The sequence below is a fragment of the Spirosoma panaciterrae DSM 21099 genome (assembly GCF_000374025.1).
In the GTDB taxonomy this organism is placed as follows: Bacteria; Bacteroidota; Bacteroidia; order Cytophagales; family Spirosomataceae; genus Spirosoma; species Spirosoma panaciterrae.
In genome coordinates this window covers 1-22,110 of record NZ_KB893179.1, presented here as the reverse complement: position 1 = coordinate 22,110, position 22,110 = coordinate 1, and the positions used below count along the sequence as shown (strand labels likewise).

Here is a 22,110-nt window from a genome sequence, read left to right as displayed (position 1 = left end):
TTTTATTCGCTTCTCAGCGTCTTCACTGGGTTTAACAAAGCGGCTTTTATCGCCTGATAGCTAACCGTCAATAAGGTGATTAACAAAGCCAGGGCCAGTACAGCTATAAAGACACCAATATGGATCGTTATTTTGTAGGTATAATTTTCCAGCCACTGATTCATTGCGTACCAGGCAATGGGTGAAGCAATCAGACAGGCAATAATAACCAATAGAACAAAATCTTTCGACAGTAATCCCCACAGATTCGCTATGCTGGCGCCCAGCACTTTCCGAACCCCAATTTCTTTCGTGCGCTGCTCGGCTATAAAGGAGGCCAGGCCAAACAGACCCAGACACGAAATGAATATGGCCAGTAGACAAACAACGGCCGAAAGATTGCCAACGAGTTCTTCGTAACGGAATTTTTTGGCATACTCAGTATCCGCAAATTTATAATCGAACGGAAAGCCAGGATTGTATTTATCAAAAATGGGTTGGATTTTGGCGATCGCTACCGAAGGGGCTACTGCTGGATTGATGCGTACATCAATAAAATTGACCCAATCTTTGGCAAAGATGATGGTCATTGGGGCAACGTCGCGGTAGGGCGACCATTCTAATACAAGGTCAGGAGCTACGCCAACGACGGTCCAGTCTCTATTGGCCCAGCGCAGTCTTGCCCCGACAGGATGTTTCAGGCCCATACGTTTGACGGCCGCTTCGTTTAAAATGACGCCTGAAGAATCGGTCGCAAATTCTCTTGAAAAATCGCGTCCTTCTTTGAGCTTAATGCCCATTGTTTTGGTGTAATCGTAACTGGTCGCAATGGTTGTAAAAATGACCGATTCGTCGTTTGGTGAAGCACCCTTCCATTGCCAGCCACTATTGGAACTCCACCATTGTGTAGGTGGTGCATTGGTCTTGCAGGTAGCGGTTACTGCGCCCGTGGCCAACAATTCGTTCTGGAGGGCGTCGTAATGGTCGAGTAAATGTTTCGTAGAATTAACCATAATGAGCCCAGCTTTGGTAAAACCGAGCGGGCGATTCTTTCCATGCTGTAGCTGCTGATAAATGATGATGGTGCCAATCATCAGTACAACCGAAAATGTAAACTGGATAACAACCAGGATTTTGCGGGGTATCGCAGCGTTTTTACCGACATGAATGCCCCCTTTTAAAATCTTTACCGGGTTAAATGAAGACAGATAGAGCGCAGGATAGCTACCGGCTAATAAGCCTGTGAATACGGTAAAAGCCAGCATGATGCTCCAGAAGACAGGATTCCCGAATTCAATGGCCATTTTTTTCTCGGTAAGTGTATTGAAAAAAGGCAGTGATACCAGAACAATGATCAACGCCACGATCAACCCCATACCCGCTATAAGAGTCGACTCGCTCAAAAACTGCCCAATGAGTTGCTTACGGTCCGAACCGACAGCTTTACGGACGCCCACTTCTTTGGCGCGTTTTTCGGAACGGGCCGTGCTAAGATTCATAAAGTTGATGCAGGCAATGACCAGAATAAAGAGACCAAACACGCCAAACAGCCGAACGTATTTAATAAATCCTCCTGTGTTTTTTCCTTCGGTAAAGTCTGAATAAAGTCGCCATTTGGCCATTGGATGCAGGAAAATCTCAGGCTTGACAAGGTTTTTTGACATTGGGTCAATCGACGCCAAGTGGTTCAGAACAACATCTTTTATTTTCGCGTTGGTTTGTGCCGGATCAATGCCGTCTTTGAGTTGGGCAAAGACACTAAAGTCATTCGTTCGCCAATTCGTTGTTGCGTTTCTGGCCCACTCGTACCTCGCTTCCATCAACTGCCAGGGCAGCAGAAAATCAAACTGAAGCGTAGCATTAGCCGGTTGTTTGGCAAGTACCGCCGTTACCTTCAGATCAACGGAATTGTCTAGCCGTACGATCTTACCAATCGGGTTCTGATTGCCGAACAGAGTATGGGCAGTTTCGTCCGTAAGGGCAATCGAATAGGGCTCTTTTAGTGGTTTTTGATCACCGTTCAGGATGTTCAGCGAAAACATGTCAATAGCCTCCTCACCGATATAAATCCCGTGTTTGAGAAACTTCTGCTCCCCGACAATCAACGAACGGGTGCCTTCTGTCCGCTCATACATCGCCACCGCCTTGAAGTCTGGGTACTTGGTCCTTAGTTCATTTCCTAATGGATACGGTATGGCATCCTGCGTACCCCGCCGACCGTCGAATGTTTGGTTCAACTTGACCTGATAGAGGGTTTCGTAATTTTTATGGTGTTTGTTGGCTGATACTTCGTCGTTGATCCAAATACCAATCAGCATGGCTACTGCCATACCTACCGCAAGGCCACCAATATTGATGGCTGAATACGACTTATTCTTAACCAGATTCCGAAAGGCGATTGTTACATAATTACGGATCATGACAGGAGAAAACGATGAGGGTTTAGAAACGTCACTGTATTTTGTATAGCGCGGTGTAAATCTGGGTTCCGGTTGCGGTCGCCAGAGCCTGGGGTGCAGCAACAGAAGTAAATCCAGGATGTACAGGAGTCGGGCCTGGGTGAAGCCGTGTCGATGGACGCGTTTGTGGAACAGTTCTTCCATATCGCCCTCAAGCTCTTCGCGTAAATGGGGCGCTGCCAGACGTTTTAGTACGGCCAAAGCCCAGCGGGGTGGCCGTAGTTCGTCTCCTTTGTGGTTCGAATTCATACCAGGCCTCCTCCAAAAGCAGCTTTAGGAATGTCGGCCCAGAGGTCATTACGAATTTTACGCGCTTCCTGCAACGTCTGCTCACCAGCGGTAGTGACGGTAAACAATCGTTTGCGTCGTCCACCTCGTTCGGCCGTTGCTTCGCCAAACCGAGATTGGACCAAACCCTTTTCTTCGAGCCGCTGCATGGTCCGATGTACAGCGCCCAGACTCATGGGGCGCTCTAATCGCTGGCTTAGTTCCTCTACGACTGCCGCACTGTAGGCATCGTCGTAGAGCAGAGCGATGGCTAGCAGCACAATCTCTTCAAATTCACCTAACTGAGAACCTTTCATGGGTAGTTGGTTAATATCCTACTCATTTGTATAGCAAATAGGTGACCAATTTTGTAAATGACCGTTTCTGTTTAATAGAGCCCGTTTTGGCTTTGGGTTCATGTCCGTAAGCGGACACAGGCTGTCCGTCGGTGTACAATTTGAAGAAGGCCCTGTGGTATGAAGAAAGCCAATGAAAATAGGTATATAAACAAACGGGCCAACTCTGAAACAGAGTCGGCCCGCTACACTTTAGCTGTTGATGGTTAGAAAATGTATTTGTTCTCCGCAATCATCGCATCAGCAATCTGACGGCGGGCATCTTTAAGATTCATTGGGTCAATCTTGGTAAACCGCTTCAGGCCCATAAGCATACCACGTAGTTCATCGCCTTCGGCAAACGATGTGACGGCGGCTCGTCCGGCACTGGCTACTTTTTCAACGGCTTCATGCAGATACACCAGCGCGATTTGTTTCTGAAAGGCTACGGCTTCTTCCCCTTTAGTGCTTATTAGTTTTTCAACACGAAGCAGTACTGACTCAGCAGCGTAGATTTCAATGGCCATGTCGGCCACGTTCATCAGAATTTCCTGCTCGTCCGATAGCGTCATCATAAACTTCTGAACAGCCGCTCCGGCAACCATCAAAGCGGCTTTCTTCAGGTTTTTGAGCACTTTTTTCTCGGCGACAAACACGCCTTCCTCTTCCTCCGAGCTAAAATCAGGGATCGACATGATCTCTTTCGCAACGGCCATAGCAGGCGTCATCAGATCAAGTTCACCTTTCATGGCCCGCTTCAGCAGCATATCGACAATGAGCATCCGGTTGATCTCGTTCGTGCCTTCGAAAATTCGATTGATCCGGGCATCGCGGTAGGCCCGATCCATTGGTGCATCGGCCGAATACCCCATACCGCCATACACCTGAACTCCTTCATCGACTACATAATCGAGTGTTTCGGAGCCGTGAACTTTCATGATGGCACATTCAATGGCAAACTGTTCGAGGGCTTTCAGTTTTGCCGGGCCATCTTCCATGCCGTTGGCTTTGAGGTCTTCGATCAGATCATCAATGTTCTGACCAGCCCGGTAGGAGGCTGTTTCGGAAACGTACACTTTAATCGCCATTTCGGCCAGTTTGTGCTTGATGGCTCCAAAGTTGGCAATGGCCGTTTTAAACTGCTTGCGCTCATTAGCATAACGGATGGCGTTGTTAATCACTTCTTTTGAGCCACCAACAGCCGCAATCCCCAGTTTAATCCGACCAATATTCAGAATATTTACAGCGATCTTAAAGCCATTGCCGCGTTCCGACAGCAGGTTTTCGACGGGCACTTTCACATCGTTGAAGAAGATCTGGCGAGTATCGGAACCTTTGATCCCCATCTTATGCTCAGGTTCATTCATCGTGATACCTTCGTAGGTGCGTTCTACAATGAATGCTGATAAATTTTTATCCGTCTGGCCGTTTTCTTCAATTTTGGCAAATACAATGTATAGGTCAGCGAAACCACCATTGGTGATCCACATTTTCTGGCCGTTCAATACATAGTGTTTGCCATCTTCGGTCAGTATCGCTTTGGTCTTGCCCGAATTGGCATCGGAGCCAGAATCGGGTTCGGTGAGGCAGTAAGCCGCTTTCCATTCACCACTAGCTAATCTAGGCAGGTAGTTTGCTTTCTGGTCTTCGTTGCCGTAGTATACGATGGGTAAGGTACCGATGCCCGTATGAGCCGATAGGGCAACAGAAAACGAATGTCCGGCTCCTGTGGTTTCGGCCACGAGCATGGAAGTATTGAAATTAGTACCAAAGCCGCCGTATTGCTCAGGTACCGATGTACCCAGAAGCCCTAGTTCACCGGCTTTGTCCATCAGCGATGAAATAAGCTCCGGCGATTTCGCATTGTCGATTTCATTCAGACGTGGCCAAATTTCGCGTTCCAGAAACTCACGGCAGGTAGCCGCAATCATTTGCTGTTCTTCAGTGAATTCTTCGGGAATAAATACCTGTGAGGCTTCGGTTTCTTTTATCAGAAATTCGCCCCCTTTGATTGAGGCCTTAGGTTCTGTCGCAATCATGTGTCAGGAATTTTGTTATGCTTGCATACTATTTCGTAACAAATAAAACTATTTCAAAAATAGTATGCAAGCATACTATTGATTTTTTAATATAAGGATAATCGGAAAAGTGGGTAAATCTAAAAAACGGACTGTAGTGGCGGCCCATCAAATTCGTCACTTAGGTTAGGTCTGCATGACTAGCCGACCGGATTAAATCATCGTTTGCCTTAATCAATACACATAGCCATCTCATTTTGAGGATTGGAGTTGCTACATTTGACTGGAGACTTTTTTTGGCAGATTTGAGGTATAAACTTCAATTCAACCATGGTTAAACGACCGCTCGGCGGACCGTGTGCGTTTGATGAAGCATTCCGAGAGATGGCTGTCGAATTGTCTTACGCCAAAGGATCAATTCAAGAGGCAGCCCGCGAATTGGGCGTCGATCCAGGACGAATCAGCAAATGGAGACAGCGCCACAAAAAAACTGACCAAAACCTACTCCTCAATTCAACACTGACTGACGAGCAGCAGCAGATTCGTAGGTTGCAGCGAGAACTTCGAGAAGCTCAAATGGATCGGATGGCCGAAGCCACGCGATATAACCCGGCGGTCAGCATCTTCTCCAAGACCGACGGGAAATGTTCCGATTTATAAAGGAGTGTTGCTGAGCTGCCTAGGCGGGCTGAGCAGTGAATGAACCGTTACCCGGCGGGGTAATGTCGCTGGGGTGGCGTAACAATTCGGAGGGGTTTATACCATACTCTTTTTTGAACGCTACGGAAAAATGAGAAAGATTTTCAAAGCCCGTTTCTAAATAAACCTCTGATGGTTTTCTCTTTTTCTGTGCAATGAGGAAATAGGCCATTTCCAGTTTCCTTTTTTGTAGCCATCGCTCAGGGGTTGACTGAAAGATGACCGCAAAGTCGCGTTTAAATCCCGAAAGACTCCGGCCTGTCAGTTTCGCAAATTGGGCAAGGGGTACGTTATATGAAAAATGCCGATTCATATACGCTTCCAGATCCAGTTTACGTGGTTCGCTGAAATCGAACAAAAAGTTTTTCAGCGAAGTGTTGCGCAACAATAACGCAATGACCTCCATTGTTTTTATGTGTGCAAGGGTTGGGGTCAGTTTTTCGGGCTGCGCGAAATACGGCATCAGCGAATCGAAGTAGCATTTCATAACCGGATCTACGTCCATGATCACATTCGATTCGCCGACGTACGGACTGTCTGACACAACACCGTAGTCTGTGCTGAATTTCTGTAGCGTTTTTTGATCTAAACAAATACTAATAGAAGAAAACGTATGGGCATCACCAACTTTCTTCACTGCTTTCACCAGCTGATTTTTCCGGATCAAGCCCAGTGTCCCTGCGGGATGTGAAACAGTCCCCTGCTGCGAAAACAGCTCTGAGCTACCCGAAACAATCAGTACCAGCCAGTGCTCGGACACAAAAGGATCGTGCCCAAATTCGTCTTTTGTACAGGCGTACAAAACGATATGTTGTTGAGATGGCTGTTGCATACCCTTCGGGAATTAGCCTTTTGTCTGACTTAAAATTACCTTTTGAAACAAAGTATCAGGCAAAATTTTCCGTAAAAAAAGGATTGGTTTTGCGCCATAGCCGCCGACATATCGTGTTTTAGGACGGTTCGCTTCAATACCTTTTTTGATCAGTTCGGCAATAACGATTGGTTCCGGGAGAGCCAGGTTCGTGGTGGCTTTCTGCGTGGAGGCCACCATGTCTTTGTAGGCTGTATGTCCTGAGACGGCGGTCATTTTTTCATTGGAAATGTCGGCCCACTCTGATTTTATCCCGCCTGGCTCAATAACAATGACGTCAATTCCGAACTGTTTTACTTCTATACGTAAGCTGTCACTCAAGGCCTCCAGCGCAAACTTGCTGGCATGATACCAACCGGCTAGCGGAAAGGCAACTTTGCCGCCTATGGACGAAATATTCACAATTTTGCCCCATTTATTGGCCCGCATTGCTGGTAGCACTAGTTGAGTCAACCGCATGGCCCCAAACAAATTAACGTCTAACTGATACCGTGCATCGTCAATGGGTAAATCTTCTACCGCCCCACTCGAACCGAAGCCGGCATTATTGACCAGAATATCAATCGATCCGGCTTCTTTGGTAATTTGTTGCACACAATTAACGATGCTTTCCTCTGAGGTTACGTCCAGCGCAATTGGCTTTATGCCGTAACTGCTGAGATCTTGCATTTTCTCGGTTCTGCGTGCAGCCCCATAGACGGTGTAGCCGTTCTGGGCTAGTAAAATAGCCGTTGCTTTTCCAATTCCTGCCGAAGCGCCTGTAACTAAAACTGTCTTTGCCATAGTTGTTACTTGTTTATGAGGCAAAATTAGATTACGCTCTTTCGCACGGCTTTTCTGAAAAGTCCAAATTAGTTTTCTGAAAAGTCCAGTGTACGTTTTTTATGCTAACTTAGGAGGGATCCTCTTCCAGGTAGACTAATCGTGAAGGGCATCCTTATTTAGTTTATCAACCTATGCCTTCTGAATCCGATCTCACTAAACGCTGATTTACCAATTATTGAGATAAACTTTCCCCTTCAAAAACAAGAGCATTGCCATTGGCATTCCGAAGAGTACAATGGTTCGAATAAGGAGCGACGGCTCGTCGAGCCAGCTATGACGACCACTATGTTCACGTTAAAGTTTTTGAGGAAATTGATTTGTCAGGAGCGGATCAGAAGTTGCCTATTTAGCCAATGGATTTCTAAGCACCAGGACGACTTTGAAAACCAGTAATTTGTAAACTGAATCTATGATTTTCTTAGACTGACTTTATGGGAAAATTACCTTCCAGCTATTGTCTATTGTAATGCTGCTGCGTGAAGAACTTTTAATTGAACGATTGGCGAAACTCAGATGGTGAGATGGTCGTCTTGTTCTTAAACAATTTATTGAAGGACTGTGGGTAGTCAAAACCCAGTTGATAAGCGATCTCGCTGACCGACAAGGAGGTTGTAGACAGCAGTGCCTTCGCCTTTTCAACCAGCCTGGCATGAATATGCTGCTGGGTTGTCTGCCCCGTATAACTGCGCAACATATCACTTAAGTAATTGGCTGAAATTGACAGTTCCCGGGCTACATACTGTACCGTAGGCAACCCCAGCTGAAGCTGATCTTCATTGGCAAAATACGAATCGAGTAACTTTTCTAATCGGATAAGAATTTCCGCATTATCGGGTTTACGGGTAATAAACTGCCGGTTATAGAAGCGATTGCAATACTGTAAAAGCAGCTCAATCTGGGCGATCATAATATCCTGGCTGTACTGATCGATATTGGCTTTATATTCCGATGTAATCTTCTCCATGATGCTGGCCACCGTACTCTCCTCGTCTTCGGAGAGGTGTAACGCCTCGTTGAGTTCATAGGAAAAAAAGCCGTACTGGTTTATGGTAGCCGCTAACGAATAACCGAACAGAAAGCTGGCGTGAAATACGATGCCTATTCCTTCCCGGGCTGCGTCCTCGCCCCGGGGGAAGGAAGACACCTGGTTGGGACCCAAAAATGTCATCACACCCGACCCAAAGGCATAGTACCGTTGTCCATATAAGCAGTGCCCATCAAAATTTTTCTTGATAGCGATGCAGTAGAAATCAAACAGATATTTATCCGGTAAGCTGTCCTGTACCAGGGTATCTTCAAACCGGAAAACACTGACCAAAGGATGACGAGGCTTGGGTAGCCCAAAATGAGCATGATGTTCCTCAATTGTTTTAATAAGATACGGAGCGTTCGGCTGCTTCATGAGTTAAGGTAATCCGTTACTGTTTTTGTCTTGTCGGAAAGCCCCTCTTCATACGTCGGATAGTCGATGTAGCCAACAGACCCACCTGTATAGAACGTTTTTCGATTCGCTACGGCTAATGGCCAGTTGTGTTGAAACCGCGCAACCAGGTCTGGATTGGCAATAAACGGCTGCCCGAATCCGGCCAGGTCAATCAGCCCCTGACCGATGAGTTCACCGGCTCTTTCTTTCGTCAGGCTACCTGCAAAAATGATGGCTGTGTTGGGCAGATCCTCACGCCAGTTACGAAGCAACCGATAAATGGCTGCACTGGTCGATTCAGCCCCTTTGGGCATGGTGAAAAAACCCGACTGGTCCATAACATGAAGATAAGCAATTTTGCGTTCGCCCAATGCCTTTCCAACAGCCCGGTACGTTTCGTCAAGATCAGCAAAATGAGGACAGTCATTTAAGGTACCATAGGGCGAAAGCCTGACACCGATCCGTCTGTGACCGATCGCCTGGCTAACGGCATCGACAGTTTCCAGTAAAAACCGTAAACGGTCTTCCATTGTCGTGGCCCCATACCGATCGGTTCGGTCATTGATAAGGGGATTCAGAAACTGATCGAATAAATACCCGTTAGCCGCGTGCAACTCAACACCATCAAAACCTGCATCGATCGCATTCCGGGAAGCCTGCACAAAATCCCCAATGACTCGGCTGATTTCTCCGGTTGTCAGGGCCCTTGGCGTTGACGACGGAATAAAATTGATTTGACCCGTGGCATCCCGTCCAAAGGCATTGGCGTTTTTAGCTACCCGATTGGTCGAACTAACGGGTGGTTGCCCGTTTGGTTGTATCGAGGTATGCGAAACCCGGCCAACGTGCCAGAGTTGTAGTACGATTCGCCCCCCCGCTCGTTTGACGGCATCCGTTACCCGGCTCCAGCCGTCGACTTGTTGGGGGGTAAAAATGCCGGGGTTAAACAAATACCCTTGCCCTTCACTGGAAATGGGTGAGCCTTCGGCAATAATTAATCCGGCAGTAGCCCGTTGGCTGTAGTAGAGCGCCATTTCATCCGTAGCAATGTCCTTGGGGGCCCTTGCCCGGGTCATAGGCGGCATAATGATTCGGTTCGGCAAGGTGAGTTCACCCAACTCGAATGAGGAGAATAAACTAAGTTTATCACGCATGGTCCAGGTCGGTTGAGATGCTTACTGATTTCCATTTCTCGATTTCGCCGAGCATATTCGTCAGATGGTTTGTCACAACCCGGACTCCATCGCTGCCCATAACGATATGGACGGGCGGGTTCTCTTCGTTGAATAAGCGGAGGATGACATCGGGTGCTTTTACGGGATCTCCCAACTGTTTCCCATTCAGGTTGTTGTCGAGCCAGTCCTTGTGCTGATGAATATGGGCGTAATCATCAATGGAAGGCTTGGCGTAAATAACCGATCCCGTACCCAGAAAATTAGTGCGAAAAGGGCCTGGGGCTACGGCGGTGACCTTGATATTGAGCGGCTTTAAATCCTTTGCCAATGCATCACTAAGGCCCTCGACGGCATATTTGGAACTGTTGTAAACATTTGCTCCCTGATCGCCGTGCCACCCCGCAATAGAGGTAATGTTAAAAATGTGACCCGAACGCTGGTAACGTAATTGCGGTAACGCCTGACGAATGACATTGATGGTGGCAAACACGTTAATCTCAAATTCCTGCCGGATCGCTTCCAGGGAAAGTTCTTCTAATGCCCCCAGCAGGCCATACCCGGCATTGTTAACCACGGCATCCAGACGACCAAACCGGTCAATGGTTTCTTTGATTGCCGTTGCGACCGACGACTCACTGGTTAAATCGGTCTCCAGTGGCAAAAATGAAGGATTCGCGCCTACCGCTTGCTGTAATTCCAGACGATTTCGGGACGTGGCTGCGACGGTATAGCCTTCTGCCAGAAGCCGTTTTACTAAAGAAAGTCCGAGGCCTTTAGATGCCCCGGTGACAAACCAAACTTGTTGATGATTCATATCCGATCTTGATTTTGATACAGCAAAGTTCTCCTCTGTACCCTTCCTGCGCTTATCCATATCTCCGAATAGCTTATCCAAAAATTTTGGACACGTACAGTTCGTGTCCATATACAGCTAGCCTTGCCTTTGGTTGTATTGGCCTGGAATAGAATCAATAACAAGGAAAGACCTATGGGTTGACCGGTACGTTTACTGAGCCGTTCCGTTTACCTGGCGAAAGTCTTTAGGCGATTTGCCTGTTTTGCGTTTAAAGAGTTTGGTAAAATGAGAGGGATAATTGAAGCCAAGATCGTAGGCTATACTACTGATTGATTTATCGGTGCTCCAAAGGAGCAGTTTTGCCCTTTCAACCAGTTTTAAATGGATGTGTTCCTGCGTAGTCTTTCCGGTATATTTATTCAGAACATCCGATAAATAATAGGGCGACAGGTTCAGTTGTGCAGAAAAATAGGTTACGTCCGGCAATCCGGTTTCGGTTAATGACTCATGGGTAAAGTAGTCGTTGAGTAAATCCTCAAATTGCTGGACAATATCCTGGTTGACGTTGGCCCTTGTCAAAAATTGTCTGTCATAAAATCGGTCGCAATAATTCAGTAACAGTTCAATATTGGTCACGATCAGGGTTTGGGTATGCTTGTCGATTGGCCGCGTATATTCCAGCTTAATGTGTCGGATACAGGCTTCCAGCACTTCTTTTTCAGCATCTGAGAGATGTAATGCTTCCGTCGATGCATAGTTGAAAAACGAATACTCGTTAATTTTTTTGCCTAACGCAGTGCGGGCCAATACATCGGGATGAAAAAACAAACCCCACCCTTTTTCCGGTGTGGGATCGGCACTGGGGGCCACTACCTGATAGGGAGCGGTAAACAGCAAGGTAGCTTCATCGAAATCGTAATACGATCGGCCATAGGGTAAGGCACCTTTGAGCGTCTTGAAATAAACACAATAAAAATGCAACCGGTATAGACTGGCCTCCGACGGCACTTGTTTTTTCGTTTTAGACAGGTCGATAATGCTTACCAGCGGGTGCTTTGGCTTTTCATATCCGTAGAACTGGTGCAGTTCGGTGATGGATCGTATATCAATAATCGTTCGCTCCATAGCTGAGAGGGTATAGGTATTGACACTAGCCGCGCATCGTTTTCAGGTACTGTTCTTCGCTGTTTTTTGTTTTTAAATCAATATAAAAGCGGGCATCCTCCCCGACCACATACCGCAGCTTCAGTTTGCCGTCTGTAGCGGCTTCGTATATCGTTTCGGCTACCTCCTGCGCACTTGCTTTGGGCAAATGTTCGGTTCGTTTGGTATAGCGGGGAATGAACGTAGCCAGTTCGGCCTGGTAGTCGGTAATCTCATTCTGAATCATCACCATACCGTTTCTGAAATTGGTGGCTACGCTCCCCGGCTCGATGAGTTTGACGGCAATATTGAGGAAGGCAAGCTCGTGCGACAAGGCCTCAGAAAATCCTTCTACGGCAAATTTCGAACTGTTGTACAGGCTGGCAAACGGTCCGGCGGTAATGCCGCCAAAGGAAGAAATATTGATAATAACCCCCTCTCTATGTTGGCGCATCACCGGCAAAACGGCCCGCGTAACCTGCATGAGGCCAAATACATTGACGGCATACTGCTGTTGAATCTGGTTGTTCGTTGCCGATTCAAAAACGCCCATTACCCCATATCCGGCATTGTTGATCAAAACATCGATGGTCTTGAAGGTGTCGATGCCTTTTTGTACCGCGCGGTCGATGCTTTGCTGGTCGGTTACGTCTACAGGTATCAACATAACGTTATCCAGTTGATTAAGCTCATTTTCTTTTTCCGGCGAACGCATCGTCGCCAGTACATTCCATCCGTTGCGTTGAAATAATGTTGCGGTTTCTTTTCCAAAACCTGACGATGCGCCAGTAATGAAGACGGTCTTTGCCATAGCTTGTGTTATTTAGTCCATGCAAAGGTCGTCTCATTAACCGTTTCGCTTTTATAGGTTTTCAGGAATAGCTTATACATTTTAAGGTAAGCGGGCATGGCGTCAGTTGTCGCAGGCTTGTCGGACTAAAAATTGCTAATGCCCTCTTAATTAAAGCGAAATCCCTGCTTGAATGCTACCGGAGTCAGGTTCGTCTTCTTTTTAAACAGGCGATTTAAGGATTGAGGGCGTTCAAAGCCGACCAGGTACGCCACCTCGGAAATGGACAAATTAGTCGTAGAAAGTAATTCCTTTGCTTTCTCTATGATTTTATCCTGAATGTGTCCCTGAGCACTTTTTCCGGTTGCGATACGGAGCATATCGCTCAGGTAATTAGGCGAAATATGCAAAGCTTCGGCAATATGCTGAACCGTGGGTAAGCCTTCCTGAAGTGCCATCTCATCTGAAAAATAAGTGTTCAATACCTTCTCTACTCTAGCCAGCAACTCGTGATTGGCAGGCTTTCTGGTAATGAACTGGCGATTGTAAAACCGCTGGCTATAATGCAGTAGCAACTCGATATGGGTGATCATGACATCCTGACTCAGGGTATCTATGGGATTTTGGTATTCGGTTTCGATTTGTCCTATGATCGTCTCCACCAAAGCCTGCTCTTCATCCGATAAATGCAGGGCCTCATTCAGTTCGTAGGAAAAAAAGCTGTACTGCCTGATTTTGGCCGCCAGTACGTGTCCGGCAATAAAATCAGGGTGAAACATCAGGCAGAATCCTTCCTCCGGAATATTGTCTCCACCGGTATGAGCCAGTAATTGACCCGGACCAACAAAAGACATCATCCCTTCATCGAAATCATAAAAACTCTGTCCGTAACGAACCTTACCCTTGAAGTTCTTTTTGATGGCAATACTGTAGAATTGCGGGCAGAAATAATCCAGTAATTTTTCATCCCGCCGGGTAATCTGGTCGTAGCGATATACAACGATCAACGGGTGCCGGGGTTTGGGTAAACCCAGTAACTGATTAAGCTCTGTTACTGATTTTACGACAAAAGGAATTTTATTCTTCATGGCAAGTACTTCGTGGAAGTTGACCATGCATACGGGAATAGAGAAGGTTGTATTCCCGTATGCATGGTTACTAGCTTATTCTTCATCTTTGGGCGTTGCCTTCGCATCGCTGCGGGAACCGGCTTGCTGATGCCCCAAAGGGAGAATAGATTCCAATGTAGCGATTTCTTCCGCTGTCAGGGTAATATTGGCGGTTGCCAAATTTTCCTCCACGTACTTCACTTTTCTGGTACCCGGAATGGGGACGTGTCCTTTGGCGACAATCCAGGCTAAGGCTAACTGGGAGGCCGTTACGTGTTTTTGTTCGGCTATGCCTTGCAGTGCTTTAACCAGTTCAAGGTTTTTATAAAAATTTTCGCCCTGAAATCGTTCTAAATGTCGGCGCGCATCGTTTGCGTCAAAATCATCCGGGCTTTTCAGTTCACCCGTTAAAAAGCCGCGACCCAGTGGCGAATAAGGAACGAGGCCAATGCCTAATGCTGTCAGTACATCGGTGGTACCATCTTCATCCAGCGTGCGTTGAAATAAAGAATATTCGGTTTCAATGGCCGTAAGCGGGTGAACGGCGTGGGCTCTGCGAATCAGATCCGCCGACACTTCCGATAAACCAAGATAGCGCACCTTGCCTTCCTTAACCAGGGCAGCCATTGCCTCCATCGATTCCTCAATCGGCGTGGCCGGATCCGGGCGGTGCATGTAATACAGATCAATGAAATCGGTGCCCAGGTTTTTCAGCGAACGCTCAGCGGCTCGTTTGATGTAGTCCTTTTGGCCGTTTACTTTTCCGGTGAATTCCCCTCCATCCTTAATTTCAAAACCGAATTTGGTCGTGATAATCACTTTATCGCGTCGACTTTTTATCGCTTTCGCCAGTAAGCGCTCATTCTGTAAAGGCCCATAGGCGTCCGCCGTATCTAAAAAATTACAGCCCAATTCCAGGGCCCGGTCAATGACCCCTAGTCCACCTTTTTCGTCTGATTTGCCATAAATATACTGGGTATCACTGCCAGCCAGACTCATACAGCCCAAGCCAATAACTGGCACCTGAAGCCCCTGATTACCAAGTTTTGTCGTTTTCATGTTTACTTATTTTTACGCCACTCGTTTTAATTTTCTTGCTTTTCTAAATACACCCTGCACAGATAGTCCTTCAGCGATGTTGGCGGGCGAAGAAGATAGCGGTCTATATCCGTATGGTTCGTATTGAATTCATCTTTACGGATTGATTCTGCCATATCTGCCAGGTAGGTCGCCATCCATTCCGGTTGCCCCTTTTTCAGCAGATAGGCTAAAAATGCGCTTCGGTCCGAGCTCACATAGGGAAGCTGTTTTTCCGTCAGCTCACTGATCATTTCAGTGATCTCCTGAAACGTATAGGCTTTCGGGCTCGCCAGCGTTATGGTTTGATTTTCAGGAACATTGGTGAGCAAGATGTTTGCCGTTGCCTCAGCAATGTCGGTTCGGGTAAGAAAGGGAACCCGCCCCGTTCCGGCCGGAAAGCAGATACCTTCGAGCAGTATGTCATTACCGATAAACAGGGGCAATAAGTCAGCATACAGGTTGTTATTAAGAATCGTGTAGCTAATCCCGGATTCCTTTAGGTAATCGATGGTTTGGGCATGCGGTATGGAAAGAAAGGGCACAGCACTATGCCACAAATCCGTCATATCGAAACCGGTGTAATAGATTCGCTTTACACCGGCGGCTTTAGCTGCGTCAATCGCCTGCTTATGATGCAGGAAGCGGTCGGTACCGTGATTGGAGGATATGAGTAATAGCTTTTCGACGCCGGCAAATCCATTTACCATAACCTGATAATGGGTGTAGTCGCCCTGGCGTACGTCAATACCCATTTTTGTGAACTCATCTGCTTTCCGGATATCCCGAACCATAACCGCAAAGCGTTTGTCCGTTCGTTTATGCAGTGCGTCAATGGTTGCTTTCCCTAAGTGTCCGGTTGCCCCTGTGATCAGTATCATATTGTCTTTTTTACAATGGCAAAAGTAGACGGAGGATCAGGCCCGGAATTCACTGGATTACTGAAATGTGTAGCTCAATCAACGAAAGCCGCCCGATGAGTCAGTTTCTTGAACTGACTCATCGGGCGGCTTTCGCAACATTCGTATGAAATCTTCCATAAAAAGCATATACTTGACTTATATTCAGGAAGTTAATACATGAATTGTTGTATGTGTTAAGTTCCGAATGGCAGTTGCCTGCTCATAGGAGGCAAAGCGTAAAACCTTCACTTTCCTTTATGTGTATGTAAATCAAATGGAGCGTTTGAAGAGACGACGAAGCGCTTAGTGCCAGCGTTTTGATTGACCGCCAGCTGACTCTGATAGAAGCCGACCAAACACCCCATCCGTTAATACTTTATACCCAAGACTTTAGCCACCCAACCCAGCACCTTGATGGCCACATCAGGGGGATTTCTGGCAATAATCTCCGCGCGATAGGTATTCATGAGTACACTCATATACAGCATCGCTCGGGGACTCATCCTAAACCGTTTTCGACGCTGGTCAGTAACCTTATCCAGCACCTTACAGACATCTTCAAAATAGTCTTCCATTTTCAAGGCTGGCTGATGAGTGTTCAAGACGCGCACGGTTGTCGGGCTCGGGTTTCGAAAACAATGGGTAACCCCTTTGGGAACCGGCAGGTGGTCTCCCTTTTTAGCAGCTACCCATTGGTTATGGATATAAAATTCCATTTCCCCCTCCAGGACCTCATAGGTTTCGATAGCATCGGGGTGCATAGGCACTAAGGGGTCCTTCATATTACACCCTGGTAGCAACTCCCAATGGAGCACTAATGATTAACCTTGGGTGTCGGCACTCGCTTGTAAGACGGTAAACTTCATGCCGACGGGAGTCATATCCAAAATTTGTCCTTTTGTGGCCATAGACTGGATTCGTAGTTTAGCTAGTGAATATAAGCGATAAGTGAGTACCCGTCAGTTGGTTGCCACCATAAGTTTGCTAGTGACCACTAGTTCGCCATCTCATTAAACGTCCAAATGATCGATATACAAATCTGTCTTAGTCTCAGGCAGGAGCGTTTAGTGAGACAGTTATTATTTACTTTGTGCTCAACGCCATCTCTCGCATATGTATCTGGGCGCGCTAGATAACTGCTATGAAATCATACTGCTGCTGAAGTTGAGCCATACGCAGCTGATCAATCGGTTCCCCTACAGGAAACACGCGTCTTAACTCCTCAAAATAAGCCTGAAAACTGCCCGGCGTATCAATCTCCACCATACGGGCTCGCTCCTGACCGGGATTAGAAAACTGATGGACGACGCCAGTGGGTATATATACCGAGATGCCAGCCGTTGCTTCAATGATCTGATTATCGACGACAATCCTTACTGTTCCCTGGATAACATAAAAGGTGTGGGTAGTCACTTGATGAGCATGAGGTGGCGGGCCTGGAAAGCCAGCGGGCAGATCATGTTCAACCACACAATACAGCCCCCCCGTATCGGTTTGGCTAACCAGGAACGTGGTTTTACAATCGCCTATCTGAATAGATCTTTGATATGGTCCTAAAAATCCGGACACGAAACTTTTTTAACTTCGTGTCCGGATTTTTAGGACCATATCAAACTTCACCTGGTCAGTGTGTCGTTGGATACCAGTCAACAAAAATGGTTGGCAGCCTCTCAAAAAGATGGCATCAACTGGCTTAACCTGTGCGATCTAAAGGGCTTTAAAACTCAAGTGATCCAAGCTTACAACCTCAGTGGAGTACCCAGAACATTTCTCATTTCTCCTCAAGGGAAGATTTTGGGGACTGATTTGTCCTTGGCAGAGTCAACCACCCATTTGGGTTAATATTAATTGACCCAAATGGGTGGTTGACTCTGAAGGCTAAATACCGTTTTTTTTACGCCCGAATTATTGATACGGAAATCGCTCTTCGTCTCAGTTGGGAGCTATTTGTGAGAATTTTCTAATGCAATAAAGTTATTCGGAATCTGTTCTCGCATTTCTGGAACTTGATGCTCTAAATCGCCGAAACTGGACAAGGGTGCCATGGGGCAACTCCGAGTCTCTTCCAACTCGCACATCTAAAAAGGTGGTGCAGGGTATACCCTCCCCAGTAAAATACGGGCAATTTTTATCAAGTAGCTTCATGGCAAAGTTCAGCTCGGTATCCACTCCATGAAGCAGGTCTACGATTGTCGGTTCAATTCAATAAGCGGGAATCACCCCTATCCCTTTAATACATTGTACCGCATCAACCGTTTTGGTTGCAGCAAAAGCGTGTTTCACAGGTAAAGCTTTTCCCAGAATCATAGAATTGATAAACCATGCGCGCGATGTATTTGAATATTTGTGAACAGCGAACGCCGGCTCATATCGAAGCCGAGCGTTCGCTGCTTTGGGAAATTATTGCCGACCTGCGGGGGGCGGACCCGGGCGCTCCAATGGCACGATGTCTAGTTCGGCAAACCGGCTGGCATTGAGGCCTCCCGTGGGCTGTTGCGGATAAACATGCTGCTTGGTGGGCGCCTGTGAACGGAAAAATAACTCAAAAATGCCCGGTGTCAGCAAACCTATGTGGTGCGTATACGGCTTCAGGTGCTGATAGGCATGAATCGTACCCGCTGGCAGGGTGACCATATCGCCGGGGTAAACCTCGAGCACCACCTGGTTGGACACCATCCGCATCTGCCCATCTAGGCAAAAAAACGTTTCGGAGTGCTTCATGTGAAAATGTTTGCCAATCATCGGGCCGACCGGGCCTTCGCAGGTGACCACCAGCAGTTTGCCGTTAGTAGTCGCGTTATCGCAGAGGATGCCAAACAACTGATCGGCAATTGTATAATGATCCCCTTCGCCAGCGGCCAGTACATACGGCACAACGCTCTTAGGCAGTTGGGCGTTAACGACGCGTTGGGCGTTGCCTTCCGGTAGTGGTTGGCCATCAAAGTGGACGTCGGCGGCTTTCTCGGCCTGTTTGAGAGCAGCCGCGTCTAGGGCTAAAATCTCATCCGAGGGCTGCACGTACCCCACATACGGTTTACCTATTGTCTTGTAAAGCGCGGTCATCTGATGGCCGCTGTTCATCGACATCAACTGAGTATGATGCGACTGCATCCGAAAGGCGTGGGTAGTTCCGGGCGGAATGCTAGCGAAATCGCCTTTAATCATGCGGTAATGTTGGCCGGAAAGCCATAAGTCAATCTCTCCGTCTAGCACAAAAATTACCTCATGCGTTTGGGCGTGGGTATGCAAAGGCAGCAGCGCACCTTTTCCACCCGTGAGCACAGTCCACTCATACAGGTTGTCAGTATCGATACCCCGGGCCATCAGACAGGCGACGAAGCCAGCCACAAGGTAACGTTCGCCTTCACCACTGCGAAGGTAATATGGAATGGCCCGGCCGGGTAGGTTTCCCTGGGGCGTAATGGCCTGAATGGCGGTAATGTTGGCAGGGAGCGATACAGGAGGCCCCTGCTGGGCATTGGCGGAGAGGCTGCCCGCAACCTGTAGCAGGAGGCAGCCCAATGCAGCGATGCAATGGTAGGCACTGGTTTTCATGAGTAAGTTAGTGGTGAGCTCTTTTAAGCAGTCAGATTTAGCTTAAAATATTAAGGATTAATTACTTAAAAGTATACTGTACGCCGTTAAATGAAAGTGGACAAAAGGGGCACGACATCAGGCGGCTTAATCTTTAGTAAAAAAATCAGCTTACCGGTCAGGGTAAGGACAATTACCCAAAAAGTAGAGATCATACCTAATTTAATGTCCAGTCAAATGTAGTTGGTCCAGCTTCTGGCATTCCTATTTGGCTAATACAATTTTAGACCTTTTCAACGATTAAAGAGGAGCATATATCATCAAAATCTTTACCTACATACTCTACATCTGAAGTGTAACTTATTGAATTACCCTTAAATTGAGCATGCTCAAAAATGGTAACTTTCAATCCTTTAGGTACTTTAATTGAACTCAATTTATCGTTCCCAATGCCTAATTTATCAACATCATATTGGCCAGGAGCGAAGTCCATACATGAACCAGTAAAGCAGCCACTTTGATAAATTACAACTCTACTATTCAATTCGGACACTTCTATTGAAGAAATTGTATCATTATATTTTGAATTGATAACTGGGACGTCGGAAAAAAAACGAAGTGCATCTCCTTTGAAGTTAGCATCGGTATAGAGAGTAACCTGTAAACCGGGCGGTACATGGAACGAGCTTAGGGTGTCATTACCAATGGTGAGGGAATTCATGTCATATTTTCCTACAGTAAGTTTCTGACTTTTGCCGCCGTACCGTACATCTGAATAAATAGTAACGTCACTTAAATTCAACGGCATAGCACTCCAGACATAACCTTTGATATTAGTTGGTCCTGTGCCTTTATAAATAACTACATTTAAATCATCGCGCACCATTAAAAAACTTGGTTCTGTAGCACCATTTGTGCGGGATGCCCAAATGCAGGCCTTTGGATCTGATGTATCTCCTTTATATATGCATAAGTTACCATCACTCTGCATACGAAGGTAATAAGGGCCTTGATTGACACCCTTAATACTAAGCGATTGCCAAATAAACTCTTGTGGGCCATTAACTGGTCCACTACCTTTATAAAGTACCAAATTACCATCCGTTTGCAAAACAAGATAGCAGTTTCTATTTGGTGATGTAATGTAACCTCCAGTAGGTAAGTAACCACCAGTATTGATGTGGCTTAATACTTTAGTTATGTAGGGAGCACTCCAGAAAAGTCCTCCGTCCAAGTTCGGATTTAGGCCGTAGCTTACACTTAAGTTACCATCATTCTGTAACAAGGCGAAGAATAACTTCCCTTCCCTCACTTGTTGTATGCTCCAAATAGCATCTCCATGTTTGTCTCCTGGCCCTGTCCCTGGGTACTGCACTAAATTTCCATCAGGTTGCATGATAAGATAACTGGGGCGTCGACGCAGATTATTAGAGTTCCATATGCATTGGCTAGGAGTAGGGTATTTTTTTACTGGGTCATCACATTTGTAAATACACAAATTACCGTCTTCTTGAACTATCAAATGATACTGACCATTTTCTGAACTTACGTATTGATTTGTTGTTAAAAAATCACCCGTTTGAAAATAATTACGCGGCCATCGAACAAGTTTTGAGCTATCAAATTTGCTAACCGATTTATTTGTACTCAAGTCAGATTTGGTAAATTCTGCTGGTAAAGTTCCTTCACAGATGAACGTGCTAAGTATTGGAATAATTAAGCCGGCCAAAAACAGTCCAGCCGAGGCAGCCATTTCTTCAGGGTAATCCGTTAATGCTTGTGAAACTATGGATGCAATAATATTTGTCAGCGTATCCAGGGCACAAACATCTGAAATACCTGGAATTAAATAAATAGGCTCTGCCAGCAAAACCGCAACTGCATGTATTGCTACATCCTTCTCAGCCTCTGAAGTGGTTTCTGCCAGTAATGAGATCGGTCCGAAGGTGGCTTCTTCCTCTCCATCGGCTGCTAAACCAGCGAATGTAGCGCCTAACAGACTACCTATTCCTATAATACAAAATTCTTTTTCGATATATCTACCTGTTTCAACAAGCGCTGCCCCAACATATTTGACTCCCTCTTCAGAATATTTGGCAGCAGAATTAGCACCAATTATAGTAGCGTTTCCAATGATTAGCCCTGTACTTTCACATACATTGGCTACTTTATTGGCAGTATCTGACGTTTTTTTCCATGCGTTTATTACATCATCATTCACAGCATTGGCAGCGCCTACTACGCCGTCACTTATTGTATAAGCTGTTGTAGTAATGCCAGTAGCTACTGTTTTAGCTGCTTCTTCGGTTCCACCAGCCACTTCATTAACAGTAGCTACAATTCCATCTTTGATGGAATTCCCAATAGATGTAAATGCATTTGCTACATCTGTAAAAAAACTAAAAAAAGACATAGGCGAAATTTTTAAGAGTATGTTGGGAAATCATCTTTGGCAATAAGTCTCGATTCGTTGTAACATGATCTGGCTATTGGCCAGATACAGCCAACTGACCGAAGAAGATGCTGTATGCTCATAGTCTTTGACGATTCTCCGAAAATAGTTCGTCCAGGCAATGCTTCGTTCCACTACCCATCGTTTGGCCACCGGTACAAAACCTTGGGCTGATTCAGGCCGCGACGCTTTCTCAAAATCGATACTCCAACGGTCAAGCTCTTGAGCAAACACGCCGTTGTAGGCTTGATCGCCG

General features: G+C 46.5%; 18 protein-coding genes and 1 pseudogene. 1 reads left to right on the top strand and 18 read right to left on the bottom strand.

Going from position 1 to position 22,110, the window contains the following annotated elements:
- Nucleotides 1-2: 2 nt before the first annotated feature.
- From B153_RS0110370 to B153_RS0110360, 3 genes are all read right to left on the bottom strand, one after another.
- Complete coding sequence (locus tag B153_RS0110370; RefSeq protein ID WP_020596635.1) at nucleotides 3-2,687, bottom strand: ABC transporter permease; 2,685 nt, start codon at nucleotides 2,685-2,687, stop codon at nucleotides 3-5.
- Nucleotides 2,684-3,022 carry a PadR family transcriptional regulator gene (locus B153_RS0110365; protein WP_020596634.1) on the bottom strand — a complete coding sequence of 113 codons (339 nt, stop codon included), beginning with the start codon at nucleotides 3,020-3,022 and terminating at the stop codon, nucleotides 2,684-2,686. Before B153_RS0110365 ends, B153_RS0110370 begins: the two co-directional genes overlap by 4 nt.
- Nucleotides 3,023-3,267: 245 nt before the next feature.
- Nucleotides 3,268-5,079: an acyl-CoA dehydrogenase family protein gene (locus tag B153_RS0110360; RefSeq protein ID WP_020596633.1), complete on the bottom strand. Its 1,812-nt coding sequence runs from the start codon at nucleotides 5,077-5,079 to the stop codon at nucleotides 3,268-3,270.
- A gap of 309 nt (nucleotides 5,080-5,388) precedes the next feature.
- On the opposite strand from B153_RS0110360, the gene B153_RS0110355 reads away from it, so the two are divergent.
- Nucleotides 5,389-5,718, top strand: coding sequence for a transposase (locus B153_RS0110355; protein ID WP_020596632.1), 330 nt, complete (start codon nucleotides 5,389-5,391; stop codon nucleotides 5,716-5,718).
- A 19-nt stretch (nucleotides 5,719-5,737) separates the two neighbouring features.
- Here the strand turns inward: B153_RS0110355 and B153_RS0110350 are convergent, their stop codons facing one another.
- The 15 genes and pseudogenes from B153_RS0110350 to B153_RS0110275 all read right to left on the bottom strand — a co-directional run.
- Entirely contained in the window at nucleotides 5,738-6,589 is an 852-nt protein-coding gene (locus tag B153_RS0110350; RefSeq protein WP_020596631.1) for a helix-turn-helix domain-containing protein, read from the bottom strand.
- A gap of 12 nt (nucleotides 6,590-6,601) precedes the next feature.
- Nucleotides 6,602-7,411 carry an oxidoreductase gene (locus B153_RS0110345; RefSeq protein ID WP_020596630.1) on the bottom strand — a complete coding sequence of 270 codons (810 nt, stop codon included), beginning with the start codon at nucleotides 7,409-7,411 and terminating at the stop codon, nucleotides 6,602-6,604.
- Between the two features lie 529 nt (nucleotides 7,412-7,940).
- Nucleotides 7,941-8,855, bottom strand: coding sequence for a helix-turn-helix domain-containing protein (locus B153_RS0110340; RefSeq protein WP_020596629.1), 915 nt, complete (start codon nucleotides 8,853-8,855; stop codon nucleotides 7,941-7,943).
- Entirely contained in the window at nucleotides 8,852-10,030 is a 1,179-nt protein-coding gene (locus tag B153_RS0110335) for an alkene reductase (RefSeq protein ID WP_020596628.1), read from the bottom strand. The genes B153_RS0110340 and B153_RS0110335 overlap by 4 nt, the downstream gene beginning before the upstream one ends.
- Nucleotides 10,023-10,865 (bottom strand): SDR family NAD(P)-dependent oxidoreductase, encoded by an 843-nt coding sequence (locus tag B153_RS0110330; RefSeq protein ID WP_020596627.1) that lies wholly within the window; start codon nucleotides 10,863-10,865, stop codon nucleotides 10,023-10,025. The genes B153_RS0110335 and B153_RS0110330 overlap by 8 nt, the downstream gene beginning before the upstream one ends.
- A gap of 192 nt (nucleotides 10,866-11,057) precedes the next feature.
- Nucleotides 11,058-11,972 carry a helix-turn-helix domain-containing protein gene (locus B153_RS0110325; protein ID WP_020596626.1) on the bottom strand — a complete coding sequence of 305 codons (915 nt, stop codon included), beginning with the start codon at nucleotides 11,970-11,972 and terminating at the stop codon, nucleotides 11,058-11,060.
- Nucleotides 11,973-11,997: 25 nt separating this feature from the next.
- Entirely contained in the window at nucleotides 11,998-12,801 is an 804-nt protein-coding gene (locus B153_RS0110320; protein WP_020596625.1) for an SDR family oxidoreductase, read from the bottom strand.
- Nucleotides 12,802-12,947: 146 nt separating this feature from the next.
- Nucleotides 12,948-13,868: a helix-turn-helix domain-containing protein gene (locus B153_RS0110315; RefSeq protein WP_040761221.1), complete on the bottom strand. Its 921-nt coding sequence runs from the start codon at nucleotides 13,866-13,868 to the stop codon at nucleotides 12,948-12,950.
- 75 nt (nucleotides 13,869-13,943) lie between these two features.
- Complete coding sequence (locus B153_RS0110310; protein WP_020596623.1) at nucleotides 13,944-14,948, bottom strand: aldo/keto reductase; 1,005 nt, start codon at nucleotides 14,946-14,948, stop codon at nucleotides 13,944-13,946.
- A 26-nt stretch (nucleotides 14,949-14,974) separates the two neighbouring features.
- Nucleotides 14,975-15,847 (bottom strand): SDR family oxidoreductase, encoded by an 873-nt coding sequence (locus B153_RS0110305; protein ID WP_020596622.1) that lies wholly within the window; start codon nucleotides 15,845-15,847, stop codon nucleotides 14,975-14,977.
- A gap of 389 nt (nucleotides 15,848-16,236) precedes the next feature.
- Nucleotides 16,237-16,650, bottom strand: coding sequence for a cupin domain-containing protein (locus B153_RS36585; RefSeq protein ID WP_020596621.1), 414 nt, complete (start codon nucleotides 16,648-16,650; stop codon nucleotides 16,237-16,239).
- Nucleotides 16,651-16,996: 346 nt separating this feature from the next.
- Nucleotides 16,997-17,338 carry a cupin domain-containing protein gene (locus B153_RS38535; protein WP_281167732.1) on the bottom strand — a complete coding sequence of 114 codons (342 nt, stop codon included), beginning with the start codon at nucleotides 17,336-17,338 and terminating at the stop codon, nucleotides 16,997-16,999.
- 930 nt (nucleotides 17,339-18,268) lie between these two features.
- The gene (locus B153_RS0110285; protein WP_020596618.1) at nucleotides 18,269-19,423 is read right to left on the bottom strand and encodes a quercetin 2,3-dioxygenase; all 1,155 of its coding nucleotides are present in this window, start codon (nucleotides 19,421-19,423) and stop codon (nucleotides 18,269-18,271) included.
- A 262-nt stretch (nucleotides 19,424-19,685) separates the two neighbouring features.
- Nucleotides 19,686-21,815, bottom strand: a complete 2,130-nt coding sequence (locus B153_RS0110280; protein WP_020596617.1) for a beta/gamma crystallin-related protein — start codon at nucleotides 21,813-21,815, stop codon at nucleotides 19,686-19,688.
- 30 nt (nucleotides 21,816-21,845) lie between these two features.
- A pseudogene (locus B153_RS0110275) lies at nucleotides 21,846-22,110 on the bottom strand (IS5 family transposase); the annotation flags it as partial.